Annotated in this window: 11 protein-coding genes and 1 riboswitch; all 11 genes read left to right on the forward strand. The window is 29.2% G+C overall.

Annotated features, from left to right (window positions below):
- The first annotated feature begins 8 nt into the window (after positions 1 to 8).
- The 11 genes from J1C67_RS13140 to J1C67_RS13190 all read left to right on the forward strand — a co-directional run bounded on the left by J1C67_RS13140 (position 9) and on the right by J1C67_RS13190 (position 13,500).
- Complete coding sequence (locus tag J1C67_RS13140; RefSeq protein ID WP_167867127.1) at positions 9 to 1,547, forward strand: ATP-binding protein; 1,539 nt, start codon at positions 9 to 11, stop codon at positions 1,545 to 1,547.
- A gap of 23 nt (positions 1,548 to 1,570) precedes the next feature.
- Entirely contained in the window at positions 1,571 to 2,260 is a 690-nt protein-coding gene (locus tag J1C67_RS13145) for a response regulator (RefSeq protein WP_167867126.1), read from the forward strand.
- Positions 2,261 to 2,553: 293 nt separating this feature from the next.
- Complete coding sequence (locus J1C67_RS13150; protein ID WP_167867125.1) at positions 2,554 to 3,975, forward strand: flavocytochrome c; 1,422 nt, start codon at positions 2,554 to 2,556, stop codon at positions 3,973 to 3,975.
- Positions 3,976 to 4,024: 49 nt separating this feature from the next.
- The gene (locus J1C67_RS13155) at positions 4,025 to 4,369 is read left to right on the forward strand and encodes an FMN-binding protein (protein WP_089965407.1); all 345 of its coding nucleotides are present in this window, start codon (positions 4,025 to 4,027) and stop codon (positions 4,367 to 4,369) included.
- A 113-nt stretch (positions 4,370 to 4,482) separates the two neighbouring features.
- Positions 4,483 to 4,568, forward strand: a riboswitch (cyclic di-GMP riboswitch).
- A 177-nt stretch (positions 4,569 to 4,745) separates the two neighbouring features.
- Positions 4,746 to 6,518, forward strand: a complete 1,773-nt coding sequence (locus tag J1C67_RS13160; RefSeq protein WP_167867124.1) for a tetratricopeptide repeat-containing diguanylate cyclase — start codon at positions 4,746 to 4,748, stop codon at positions 6,516 to 6,518.
- Positions 6,519 to 6,781: 263 nt separating this feature from the next.
- The gene (locus tag J1C67_RS13165) at positions 6,782 to 7,699 is read left to right on the forward strand and encodes a DUF1861 family protein (protein ID WP_167867123.1); all 918 of its coding nucleotides are present in this window, start codon (positions 6,782 to 6,784) and stop codon (positions 7,697 to 7,699) included.
- Between the two features lie 29 nt (positions 7,700 to 7,728).
- Positions 7,729 to 9,531 (forward strand): ABC transporter substrate-binding protein, encoded by a 1,803-nt coding sequence (locus J1C67_RS13170; protein ID WP_167867122.1) that lies wholly within the window; start codon positions 7,729 to 7,731, stop codon positions 9,529 to 9,531.
- Positions 9,532 to 9,604: 73 nt separating this feature from the next.
- A complete protein-coding gene (locus J1C67_RS13175) occupies positions 9,605 to 10,591 on the forward strand; it encodes an ABC transporter permease (protein ID WP_185169188.1) in 987 nt (328 codons plus the stop codon).
- On the forward strand, positions 10,592 to 11,512 hold the full coding sequence (locus J1C67_RS13180; protein ID WP_207253509.1) for an ABC transporter permease: 921 nt from the start codon (positions 10,592 to 10,594) through the stop codon (positions 11,510 to 11,512).
- A gap of 10 nt (positions 11,513 to 11,522) precedes the next feature.
- The gene (locus tag J1C67_RS13185; RefSeq protein ID WP_167867121.1) at positions 11,523 to 12,515 is read left to right on the forward strand and encodes an ABC transporter ATP-binding protein; all 993 of its coding nucleotides are present in this window, start codon (positions 11,523 to 11,525) and stop codon (positions 12,513 to 12,515) included.
- A 1-nt stretch (position 12,516) separates the two neighbouring features.
- Positions 12,517 to 13,500, forward strand: coding sequence for an ABC transporter ATP-binding protein (locus J1C67_RS13190; protein ID WP_244980249.1), 984 nt, complete (start codon positions 12,517 to 12,519; stop codon positions 13,498 to 13,500).
- The last annotated feature ends 4 nt before the right edge of the window (positions 13,501 to 13,504 follow it).

Consider the following 13,504-nt stretch of genomic DNA (forward strand, 5'->3'; position numbering starts at 1 on the left):
ATGATTAAATGAGCTTAGAAAAGAAAATTACAAAATTAGTAGTAGGAATATTTATAGCAGTTGTGTTAGTTATAAGTGTTTTTTCACTAGCTGTTATAAATTCTAATTTGACAACTGCATTAAGTAAAAGGCTTACTGATACTGCTTTTGTTATAGCTGCAAATCCAATAATACAGGAAGAACTTTCAAAGGGAACAGATCCTACATATTTAAAAGTGCAAAACTTTGTAGAGAGAATGAGACTAAAGATAGATTTATTATTTATAAGTGTAATAGATATGAATAGCGTTAGATATTCTCATCCTATACCAGATAATATTGGAAGAAAATTTTTAGGTGGGGATGAAAAAAGAGTAATATCAACAGGAGAAGTTTATGTTACAGAGAGTCATGGACATTTAGGAAATTCTATAAGAGCGTTTGCACCAGTATATAAGGATGGGGTACAGGTTGGAGCCGTAGCTGTGGGCATATTAAAAAGAGATTTAAGAGAAGAAGTAAGAGAGTATTTCTTTGAATTAATACCTGTATTTTTAATATCGTTACTTATTATAATATTTTTAGCAAAAAAGCTAGCGAAGAATATTAAAAATGATATTTATGGGTTGGAACCGGAAGATATAGCAATTCAGTTAAGAGAGAAAGAATCTATTATAAATAATATGGAAGAGGGCTTAATAGCAGTAAATAATTTAGGACAAGTAACTGTTATTAATAAAAAGGCTCTTAATATGCTAAGAATAAAAGATGAAAGGGATATAGATGAAAAAATAATTAGTTTATTAAATAAAGCAATTTATAGAAGAAGTAGAATATTTAATAAAGAAATAAGACTTAGTGAAGACATTATTATTATGGCTAATTTTTATAGTATAGTAGGAGAATATGGGACTGTAGTAGGAGCTATTGCCAGTCTTCAGGATTTTACTAAGGTACGTAACATGGCAGAGGAATTGACAGGGGTAAAAGAACTAACATGGAACTTAAGGGCTCAAAATCATGAATTTATGAATAAACTACATACTATTGCAGGGTTAATTCAATTAGAAGAAAATGATAAAGCAATAGAATACATATTTGCAACAACAGAAAAAAGAGGACTGATTACAGATAATTTAAGCAAAATAAAGGAACCATCAATTCAAGGATTATTATTTTCAAAATATAATAGAGCAGATGAAATGAAAATAAAATTTGAGATAGATGAGAAATCCTATTTAAATAACATAAATAATAATGTGAAAGTTCAAGAATTGCTAACGGTTATAGGAAATATTATAGAAAATTCAATTGAAGAACTAAGAGTACAAAATGATGGCTGGATATATTGTGGTATATTTGAGGAAGAGAAAATTAAAATAGTGGTTAAAAATAATGGTAGAAAAATAGATGAAGATACTAAGAAAAAAATATTTGAAAGAGGTTATAGTACGAAGGGTGAAGGTAGAGGGTTTGGATTATATAATATAAAAACTATCGTAAATAATTTAGGCGGAGAGCTTAGATTAACTTCAGATGAAATAACAGTATGGGAAATTATAGTTTAAAGATAGTTAGGGGAGCTGAATGTATGATTAAAGTTATTATAGTAGAAGATGATCCTATGGTAAGAGAAATAAATATTAAGTTTTTAAGTAAGGTAGATGGATTTCAAGTTGTAGGAGAAGCTAGTAATATTGAAGGAGCCAAAAGTATTATTAATAATATAGAAGCAAACTTAATATTATTAGATGTTTTTTTGCCAGATGGAAAAGGTTTGGATTTGTTGAAATGGATTAGACTAAATGAAATACAAGTAGATACAATTTTAGTAACAGCAGATAAGGGAAGAACATCCGTTGATGAGGCCTTTAAATATGGAGCGGTAGATTATCTTATAAAACCATTTAAATATGAAAGATTTAAAGAAGCTTTATCAAAATATAGAGAAAGATTTAATAGATTTAAAAAACTAGATAGTCTAGATCAAGAAATTATAGATGAGTATATTTTTAAAACAGTCCCTGGTAATAAGTTGCAAAAACAGGATGAAGTAGAGATAAATAAGGGCTTGAATATAAAAACATATAATAAAATAGTACAGTTTATGAAAGGTAATAAAGAAGCAAAGTTAACAGCAGAGGAAATTGCAAATGGGAGTGGACTTGCAAGGGTAACAGCAAGACGGTATTTAGAAAAAATGGGAGAAGAGGGAAAAGTAGATATTGTTCAAGAATACGGAAGAATAGGAAGACCCACTAATTTTTATATAATAAAATAAAAATAGATCAGAAATTTAGAGGCCACTGAAAAATTCTTGTTTTTCAGTGGCCTTGAATTTTATTAGTTATTTTTTGAAGCCCTCCTTAGACCAAAAAGACCAAAATAAACAATAAGACCATAATATTGATTGTTTAAAAATTAACGAATATACTATGGGCATAAGCAACAGTATAAAAATTTGGTCTATATGGTCTAAGTCACTTTTGAAAAAATAATATACTGATTTACTAGTATATTATTGTTTTAGAGTGCCTAAAACAAATTAATAATATTAATTAGGAGGATACATTTATGAAAAAGAAAATTTTAGCGTTAGTAATGACAGTTGCAATACTTGTACCAACAGCATTAATTGGTTGTGGTAGCAAGACAGAAACTGCAGATATTGTAATTATAGGAGCAGGTGGTGCTGGTTTATCAGCAGCGGTTCAAGCAAAACAAGATGGATTAGAAAATGTTGTTCTTTTAGAAAAAATGCCGATGGTTGGCGGAAACACTAATAGAGCTACTGGTGGATTAAATGCAGCAGAAACTCCACAACAAAAGGCTAAGAATATAGAAGATTCAGTAGAAGTTATGATAGAAGATACTATGAAGGGTGGATATGAAAAAAATAACCCTGAATTAGTTAAAAAATTAGCTAATGAAGCTAAGGATTCTGTTAAGTGGTTAACAGATTTAGGCGCAGATTTATCAGATGTTGGTAAAATGGCAGGAGCTACAAATTACAGAACTCATAGACCTACAGGTGGGGCTGCAGTAGGAGCACATCTAGTTGATACTTTAAAGATAGCAGCAGAAAAAGAAAATGTAGATTTAAGATTATGGAATGATGCTAAGGAAATAGTTTTAGATAAAGAAGGAAATGTTTCAGGAATCAAAGTAACTAATAAAGATGGTAAAGAATACACTATAAAAACTAAAGCTGTAGTTTTAACAGCTGGTGGGTTCTCAGCTAATCAAGAAATGGTTGTTAAAAACAATCCAGAACTAAAAGGATTTGCAACAACTAACCATAATGGTGCCACTGGTGATGGTATTATTTTAGGAGAAAAAGCAGGTGCTTCACTAGTTGACATGGTAGAAATACAAACTCATCCAACTGTTGTACCAGAAAAGGCAGTAATGGTAACAGAAGCTGTAAGAGGTAATGGTGCAATACTTATAAATAAAGATAGTAAAAGATTCACAAGTGAATTATTAACAAGAGACGTTGTTTCAAAGGCTATATTAGAACAAAAAGATGGCGTAGCATATTTATTCTTTGATGATGGTTTAAGAAAAAGCTTAAAGGCTACAGAAGAATATTTTAATATGGGATTAGTTACAGAGGGGAATACAGTAGAAGAATTAGCAGAAAAATTATCATTAGATAAAGCTACAATGGCTGAAACAGTAAAAAAATATAATGATGCAGTAGTAGCTAAAAATGATTCAGAATTTAAAAGAGATGACCTTCCAAGACAATTAAACGAAGGTAAGGTTTATGCAATACTTGTAACACCAGCAGTTCATCACACAATGGGTGGATTAAAGATAAATACTAATGCAGAAGTATTAAACACAGAAAACAATGTAATTCCAGGATTATTTGCAGCAGGAGAAGTTACTGGAGGCGTACACGGTGGTAACAGATTAGGTGGAAATGCTTTAGCAGATATAGTTACATTTGGTAGAACAGCAGGAAAGAATGCAACAGAATTTGTAAAATAGTAACATTTAAATATTAGAATAGAGATAATATAACTAGGAGTGATTTAATATGAAGAAGATAACTACAATATTAGCAACTATAGCAATATCAGCATCTATGTTAGTTGGATGTGGTGGTGGAAAATATAATGATGGTACTTATACTGGAGAGGGACAAGGTGCTTCAGGGAAAATAAAAGTTGAAGTAACAGTTCAAAAGGGTAAAATAGCAGATATAAAATTAGTTGAACATAATGAAACTAAAACATTAGTTGATGGAGTTAAGGATAACGTAATTCCAGAAATAATAAAAAAACAATCAGTTGAAGGTGTAGAAGCTGTATCAGGAGCTACAAATTCATCAAAGGGAGTAATAGAAGCTGTTAATAAAGCAATAGAAACAGCAGTAAAATAGGGAAAAAAATTTACTATGCCTATAATGGATTTTAAAAAATCTGTTATAGGCATTTTCATATTAATATTTAGTATATATATTAAATATATGATATAATATATATACTAAATATATAAAACAATGGGCAAATTTAGAGAAATCTAGAGGCGCAAAGCTAAAGGGGCTAAGGGATTTAAAACTATGCCAGCCAGTTGCTAAAGGACTTTTTGCAAGGACTTTATAATAGATATAAACCTATGTAAATATGTTTTTAGAATTACCCTTTATTTTTAATAAGGGGTAATTTTTTATTTTTATAAGAGATATATGAGCTTAGTCTTACTTTAGATAATAAATAACTAAAATAAATTATAAATTTTAAGGGGTATGGTATCTAATGAGTAATTTAAGGGGGAGAAAAAAATCAATAATAGTAATATCAATACTTATAATAGTAATATTTAAAGTATTAGTAGCTAGGAACTTTAAGGGTGAAGTAAATAGCGAAGTAATTAAAAATAACTTAAAAATAAGAATAAATGAATGTAAGTTTGTTTATGAGAATATGGAGGAAAGTGAAGAGAAATATAAAAAATTACTTGAAAGAGAGGAAGAATCATTTAAAAAAGGTGTATATTCCTCAGCGTTAGTACAATTTTATATAATGAAAAATGATGATGAAAAAATCATTAAATATGGGAAGGAAGCAGTGGAAAACTATAATAAAGTTAAAGGCGGAGAATATTATTCAATTGATGAGAAAGAAAATTTAGCATGGGCCCTGTTTAAAACAGGTGAATATTCAGAAAGTTTGCAAAAAACAAGTGAATTGCTTCAAATAATTACTTCAAGTGGCAATGAAATTTTAACAACTGATGAACTTAAAGATACAGAAGCACTTGTATATTCAATGCTTTTATGTATATATTCGAAATTGGGAATATTTGATAAAGCAGAACTTTATTATAATAAGCTATGTGAAATAGAATTAACTCCTCAGTTACAAGCTTCAAAAGGCGATAAAATAGCTATGAGTAAAACTATATATGCAGAAGAAATTAGTGATTTAGATTTAATGAAAAAGTATGCAGAAGAATGTTATGAAATACGCTTAATGTATGATAAAGAAAAGGGCAATAAATCAGCAGATTCAGTAATTTTAAATTTAGCAATTGCTAATGTAAAGCTTGGTGAATTTGAAGTAGCTATTAAACAGATAAAAAAATCTGAAGAGTTTTTTATTAGTGTTGGTGATTCTTATGGAATAAGTAACACATATTTTGTTTATGCACAATATTATGCGAAAGTAAACCAAAATGAATTAGCAATAGAATATTATAAAAAAACAATTAACTTATATAATGAATTAGAAGATTATTATAACTTACAACATAGTGTTTATGAATTTATAAAATTTTTAAAAGAGAATGATAAAAAAGAAGACATTAATAAATACTATGAGATTTTTTATGATATATCAAAGAAAATAAGTGAAAGTAAAGATATAAACGAATTATTATCACAAATTATTAATAAAAATTATGAGTTAAATAATAACGCATTAGAGCTTTTAGAGAATGAATCAAAATCAGATAAAAGGAATATAATTATAGGAGGTATAGTGATAATTGTACTTAGTGCAATGGTTATAAGAATGGATTTTCTAATTAAAAAGAAAGATGAAAGTGAAAAGATACTGGAAAAAGTAGCAAATACTGATTATTTAACTGAAATTAATACTAGAGCTTATGGAGAAAAACTTATTTTAGATGAAATAAATAAAAATAACAAATTTTCTATGGCTATAATAGATATAGATAACTTTAAAAATATAAATGATAGCTATGGGCACATTTTTGGAGATGTTATATTAAAAAAAATCGCAAAAAAACTAAAAGAAAGCATAGATAGTAAGGATATTATTGCTAGGTTTGGCGGAGAGGAATTTATAATAGCATTTGTAGGTAAAGATAAGGATGAAGCAAAAGAAATATTAGATGAAATAAGAATAGATGTTAATAACATAATATTTGAACATAATGTGAAGGCTTCATTTAGTGCAGGTATTGAAGAGTGGGATAAAATAAGTTTTGACTCAGTTATAAAAAAAGCAGATGAATTACTTTATAAAGCAAAAAGAGAAGGAAAAAATAAGGTTGTTAATAGATAATTATTATTTATATTGTAATAAAGACTAGAGGAATTATTCTTCTAGTCTTTATTACTTTTTATATATTAAAACTCAGTTATTGTTTATTAATAGGAGGAATAAATAATAATATTTTAAAAAAATTAGAGCGTAATATTACTTATTACTTTAATAAGTAGAAAAATAAATAATTAAACTTTAAAATTAAAGTAAAAATACATTGAAATTAAAGTGATGGGAATGTAAAATAATAGTTGAAAGGTTTACAACAAGGGGGAGTTAATATGAAAAGAAGAAAATGTGAAGACTTATTAGTTCAGTTTAAAGGTGATAATATAAAATTAAAATCGGAAAAATTAAATTTTATAGTTAGTGATAGAAGAGATGTATATAACATAACAGCACCATTTAATATTGATAGTGAAATCGCTATAGCTGGAAGAGTTGAAGCTAGAGATTCTGAACATTCAAGGATAATGTTCTTTAAAGAAGTTGACAAGGCGTGGAGAGTAATTGAAGGAGCTCCAGTTTTTGATTTGCAAGACCCATTTGTAACAAAAATAGGCGGAGAGTTAGTTTTAGGTGGAGTAGAAATTTACGAGACTGGAAATGTAGAAGTGCCAATATGTTATAGAACTGTATTTTTAAAAGGTGAATCCTTAAACACATTAAAAAGATTTGCAGTTGGACCAGATAAAATGAAGGATATAAGATTACTGGAATTACAGGATAAAAGAATATTAGTATTTACAAGACCCCAAGGAGAGATTGGTGGTAGAGGTACCGTAGGTTATTTTATTATAGAAGATTTAAAAGAACTTACAATAGAAAATATAAAAAATGCAAAGCTTTTAGATGATATGTTCTACAAAGAAGAGTGGGGTGGGGCAAATGAACTGCATTTACTTGAAGGCGGTAATATAGGAATTTTGGCTCATATAGCTAAATTTGATGAGGCAGGCAATAGACACTATTATTCATCAGTATTTACATTTAATTATGAAACTTTAGAGTATAGCGAGATGAAATTAATTGCAATAAGAGATAATTTTGAAGCAGGTGCAGCAAAGAGATCAGATTTAATAGATGTAATATTTAGTGGAGGATTAATAAGAATGGAAAATGGACAAGCAGAACTTTACTGCGGAGTAAGTGATGCAGAAGCTCATAAAATATTAATTACAGATCCTTTTAAATTTTAATAAGATAAATAATAAGGGAGGAATTTAAAATGAGAAACAAGAAAATAGTTGCGTTGGGAATGAGTTTCTTAATTGGAACATCGTTATTAGTTGGATGTGGTAGTTCAAATAATGGAGGAAGTTCAAAGGGGAAAGAAGCTGGAACTCTAGTCATTAATGGGGACTATGTAGTTCCACCAGCAGCTCATGGTAATCCGTTTATAGGAGGATTTGTAAATGGAATTGAGCCATATATGCAAGATAACCTGTTTGTATATTCACCATTTCCAACAGGTGAATTTAAATCTCACTTAGGAGAAAGCTATACATTTGAGAATGGAGTTTTAACACTTAATTTAAAAGACGGATTAAGGTGGAGTGATGGAACTCCATTAACTACTAAAGATGTTGAAACTACTTTCTATATGAATATTGGTAGAAGACAAGTTTGGGAATTTTTAGATAATATAGAGATTGTAAATGATACTGTTATGAAGTTTAACTTTAAAACAGAAAGTCCATTAATAGTAAATATGGCTTTTGATATTAAAGTTAATGCACCAACAGCAGTATATGATAAATGGGCAGAAAAATATAAAGAAATAGCAATGACAGGAAGAGAATATCATGAGGAAACATTAACATTCTGGTATTCAGAAGAGTCTAATAAAAAATTGCAAGACCTAAATATTCAATTAGAAGAATTTAAGCCAACAGTAGAAGAAAGTATTTGTTCCGGTCCGTTTAGTGTGAAAACAATTACAACTTCGGAAGCTTTATTAGTTAAAAATGAAAATTATCGTGAAAAATTAGATATTGAAAGATTAAGAATTATGAGAGTAGTTACTCCAGAAACAGCTGCAACAGCTATGTTAGATGGAACATTAGATATTCATAGTGGCGGAATTGTTAGAGATGTAGAAGATCAAATTAAAGAAGGTTTAGAAACATATAAAGCACAATATGTTTCAGAGTTTAGTCAAATGTCAGTTGTGTTTAATACTCAAAAATATCCTGCAAACGTAAAAGAATTTAGGCAAGCTATGGCTTATCTTATTAATAGAAAAGAAATAATGCCATTAACAGAACCTGGGAGCTTACAAAGTGAAACTACATTAACAGGACTTCCAGTTACGCTGCAAGAAAGCTGGGGATTAAGAGATTTTGCTAAAAATGAATTAACAGATTACTCATTTGATCCTAAAAAGGCAGAAGATTTATTAAAATCGATTGGTTGGAAGAAAAATAATGAGGGTACATGGATGAATGAAAAAAATGAAGTTGTAAACTTTGAATTAGCTGTTAATAATGGATGGGGTTCAGCTATGTTACCAGGTGAAGCAATTTCAACAAGAATTAAAGAGTTTGGATTAGATGTACGATTTAAACCAATGGAAGGTTCAGCATTTAACGATTATTTTACTAAAAAAGAGCATACTTTAATTATCGAATTCGCTCCAACAGGAAATGTATTATATGCACATCCATATGGAAGCTATGAAGCAATTTACAGATCAAGGCCATTTTTAATGGGATTAGAACCGAACGAAGATGGAAATATAATTGTTGAATCAGAAGGTGAAAAAGTAAATATAACAAATCTAGTTAAAAAGTTATTTACAGCTAAAGGTGACGAAGTACAAGAAATTACTAAAAAATTAATGAAAATAACTAATGATGAAGCATATTTTATTCCTTATTTAGAAAAAGGATTCCCAATAAGAACTCTAAAAAATAGTGTTACTTTAGGTTTTGAAAATGATGAAGTAATAAAAGATCTTAGATACTCAGGGGTGGGAGAAAACTTATTTGCAACTTTAATAAAAGAAAAGACTATTACTTTAGATAAATAATACCACTTTATGCAAATAATACTCAAGGTGCATTATACATATTATAAGGTACCTTGTTTTTAGGAGGATTCTTATGAAAAAGAAGATTTTAATGTTATGTTTAACTGTTATATTTGCAGTTATAGCAACATTTTTTATAATAGAGCTTATGCCAGGAGATCCTGTAGATGTATTAGCTAGAGAAATGGTTAGTACACAAGGAGTACCTTATGAAGAGGCGTATAAAAGGGCTGTTATGCAGTTGAATTACGATCCTAATATTCCTTTAACTGAAAGAATTTTAGATTTTGGTCAAGGAATAATAAAAGGAGAATTAGGACAATCACTAAAGTTTAAAACAGATGTCAAAGATATAGTAATATCAGCACTCCCGTGGACATTGTTAGTAACTGGTATTTCAACAATACTAGCATTTACAGTAGGTATAAGTATTGGTATGTTTACGGCTTGGAAAAGAAGCAAAAAATTGAATTTACTATTAGATACTTCAGCATCGGTGTTAGGTGCTATACCAGAATATATAGTTGGTTTTTTCTTAATATTAATATTTGCAGTAAATTTAAAAATGCTACCATCTAAAGGTGCATATTCTACAATGGTTGATATTGGATTTAATATGGGATTTGTGGTAGATGTTGCAAAACATGCTATTTTACCAATATTAGCATTTTTTATTGTTAGCGTAGTTAATTGGATAGTAAACATGAGAGCAACAGCAGTTGGAATATTAGGCGAAGATTATATTCAATATGCAAGAGCCAGAGGGATAAGTAAGAGAAAAATAGTTTTCAAATATGTGGGTAGGAATGCAATGCTACCAATGATTACATCATTAGCAAGTACTTTTGGATTATTAGTAGGCGGATCACCTCTTATAGAAAATTTATTTTCTTATCCAGGGGTTGGTTATTACTTAAATAATGCAACTGCAAATAGAGATATTACTTTAATGCAGGGGATGTTCTTTGTAATAATAATAACAGTTATTTTATGTAATTTCTTAGTAGAATTATTATATGGTTTTGTAGACCCTCGTCTAAGAAGAAAGGGGAGATCATAAATGAAAAATAAGTTAAACTCGGCAATGGAAGGAATGGTAAATTTTGCGAGAGTAATATTTACAAATAAACAAGCAACTTTTGGAGCTGTTATATTAACTGTTTTTATACTAATGGCAATATTAGGACCGGTGATGTTAACACCGGATAAGGCTAACTATGCAAATAGATTACAAGGATCTTCGTTACAACATTTGTTAGGTACGGATTTTGCAGGAAAAGATACCTTGAAGCAATTTATATTAGGTTCTAGAGAGGTTTTAACAATAGCTCTTTATGCAGGTGTTTTTACATTAAGTATTGGAATTGTAGTGGGAATTACATCAGGATTGATTGGGGGAATAGTTGATGATGTATTAATGATGATAACTAATGTGGTACAGACAATACCAAATTTCCCAGTATTAATGGTTATGTCATTAATAATAAATACTGATAATGCATTATCTTTTGGGTTGATATTAAGTGTATGGTCTTGGTCGGGTTTAGCAAGAGCAATAAGATCACAAACATTAGCTTTAAGGAATAAAGATTTTATTGAAGCAAGTAGAATTTTAGGTATGAGTAAGGTTTATATTATTGTAAATGATATTTTGCCAAATATTATTTCATATATAGCAGTTAACTTTATTATGATAATGAAATCATCGATACTAGCAAGTGTTGGATTAATGGTATTAGGATTAGCTCCGTTTAAAGGAGAACATTGGGGAATAATGCTAGATATGGCTCTAAATAAAACAGGAGCATTATTTGGTTCAAAAGCAATGATATACTTATTAACACCAATTGTAGGGATTGTTTTATTCCAATTAGGATGTTTTATGTTTAGTAAAGGGTTAGAAGATGCATTTGATCCAAGGGTAAGAACGACTATAGCGAGAAAAAGAAAAATTATAAAAACTAAAGTAATGGAAGCTTAGAGGTGGAAATATGGAAAAGTTATTAGAATGTAAAAATATAACAGTTGAATTTGATGTTAAGTATTTTAATGAAGATAAAATTTTAAAAGCAGTGGATAACGTTAACTTAGATATTTATAAAGGTGAAATGTTAGGGATAATAGGTGAAAGTGGAAGTGGTAAATCAACTTTAGCTTCAGCCATATTAAATTTAGTAAGAGAACCAGGTAGAATATCTACTGGAGAGGTAGTTTACTTTAATGGAGTGAATTTATTATCCCTTTCAGAAAATGAATATAATAAATATAGATGGAAAGATATATCAACAGTATTTCAAGCAGCTCAAAATGCTCTTAATCCAATAATAACTATAAAAGAACATTTTGTTGAAACATATATTACACATGTGCATAAAGTGTCTAATGAAGTTATGATGAAACGCATAAAAGAATTGTTAGACTTTGTTAGATTAGATGAAAAAGTTTTAGACTCATATCCATTTGAATTAAGTGGGGGAATGAAACAACGTGTATTAATAGCCTTAAGCTTATTACTTGAACCAAAGTTAATAATATTAGATGAACCGACTACAGCATTAGATGTAATAACACAGTGGTACATATTAGAGATATTAAGAAAAATAAATAAAGAAAAAGGAATTTCTATAGTATTCCTAACTCATGATATTTCAATAATAGGATCTATGGTTGATAGAATAGCGGTAATGTATGCAGGTGAACTTGTAGAAGTTGGAGATGTTTTAGAAGTATATGAAACACCAAAGCATCCATATACTAAGGCTCTATTATATGCAATACCATCATTACATGATGATATAACTACAAGAAAATCTATAAAAGGTGCTCCTATTAATATGTTAGATTTAAAAAATGAATGTAGATTTAAAAGTAGATGTATTTATATGAACAAAGTTGGATGTAGTGGCACAGATGAGAATAGTAAAGAACTTATAAGGATTAATGATAATCATTATAGTAGATGCAAGTACTGGGAGGAGATTTAAAGTGAGTAGTTTAATAAAAATAGAGGGATTAAGTAAAAGCTTTGGAGAAAAAAAAGAACAAGTTAAAGTACTGAAGGATATTAATTTAGAAATTAAAGAAGGTGAAATATTAGTTGTAGTAGGAGAAAGTGGTTGTGGTAAAACTACGCTTGGAAAGCTTATAGCTGATGTTCATAAACCAACAGAAGGGGAAATATATTATAAAGGATCAGATATAAACAAGCTAAAAAGAGCGGGATATAAAGATTTTAGAATGGCAGTTCAGATGGTACATCAAGATTCCTTTGCAGCATTAAATCCTAATAAAAATATTTTTGAATCATTAAGTGCTCCTATATTAAAGCATAAGATTGCTAAATCAAATCAGGAAGCCTTAGAACTATGTTCAGAATATCTAGAGGAAGTAGGATTAACTCCGGTAGATCAATTTTTATATAAATACCCACATCAATTAAGCGGAGGACAAAGACAAAGAATATTACTTGCAAGAGCGTTGCTGGTAAAACCTAAGCTTATAGTCGCAGACGAGCCAGTATCCATGGTAGATGTATCATTAAGAATTTCATTATTAGATTTAATGGCAAGTGTGAACAAAAAATATGGAGTTTCTTTTGTCTATATAACTCATGATTTAGCTACAGCAAGATACATAGCTAATAATGGGAGAGTTATGGTTATGTATTTAGGGTCAGTTGTAGAATTAAACAATATAAATGATGCAATAACAAATCCGAGACATCCATACTTTAAGGCTTTATTAAAAGCAGTTCCAGTTGCTAATCCAAGAAATAAAAATATGATTGCTAACTTACCATTAAAGACAATGGATATTCCAAATCTTAAAAATCTACCAAATGGATGTAAGTTTAATCCAAGATGCATTTATGCTAATGAATTATGTGAGATAGAAGAACCAACGTTAAGAAAAATTGGAGATGGGTTTGTTGCATGTCATCATGCTGAAACTATTGAAGATGATAAATAAGGAG

Origin of the sequence: Clostridium gasigenes, assembly GCF_017348895.1 — a bacterium.
Classification (GTDB): Bacteria; Bacillota; Clostridia; order Clostridiales; family Clostridiaceae; genus Clostridium; species Clostridium gasigenes.

Coding starts and splice junctions, on each gene's coding strand:
- J1C67_RS13150 (WP_167867125.1), top strand. CDS start 2,554: ATGAAAAAGAAAATTTTAGCGTTAGTAATGACAGTTGCAATACTTGTA.
- J1C67_RS13140 (WP_167867127.1), top strand. CDS start 9: ATGAGCTTAGAAAAGAAAATTACAAAATTAGTAGTAGGAATATTTATA.
- J1C67_RS13160 (WP_167867124.1), top strand. CDS start 4,746: ATGAGTAATTTAAGGGGGAGAAAAAAATCAATAATAGTAATATCAATA.
- J1C67_RS13170 (WP_167867122.1), top strand. CDS start 7,729: ATGAGAAACAAGAAAATAGTTGCGTTGGGAATGAGTTTCTTAATTGGA.
- J1C67_RS13155 (WP_089965407.1), top strand. CDS start 4,025: ATGAAGAAGATAACTACAATATTAGCAACTATAGCAATATCAGCATCT.
- J1C67_RS13185 (WP_167867121.1), top strand. CDS start 11,523: ATGGAAAAGTTATTAGAATGTAAAAATATAACAGTTGAATTTGATGTT.
- J1C67_RS13165 (WP_167867123.1), top strand. CDS start 6,782: ATGAAAAGAAGAAAATGTGAAGACTTATTAGTTCAGTTTAAAGGTGAT.
- J1C67_RS13175 (WP_185169188.1), top strand. CDS start 9,605: ATGAAAAAGAAGATTTTAATGTTATGTTTAACTGTTATATTTGCAGTT.
- J1C67_RS13180 (WP_207253509.1), top strand. CDS start 10,592: ATGAAAAATAAGTTAAACTCGGCAATGGAAGGAATGGTAAATTTTGCG.
- J1C67_RS13145 (WP_167867126.1), top strand. CDS start 1,571: ATGATTAAAGTTATTATAGTAGAAGATGATCCTATGGTAAGAGAAATA.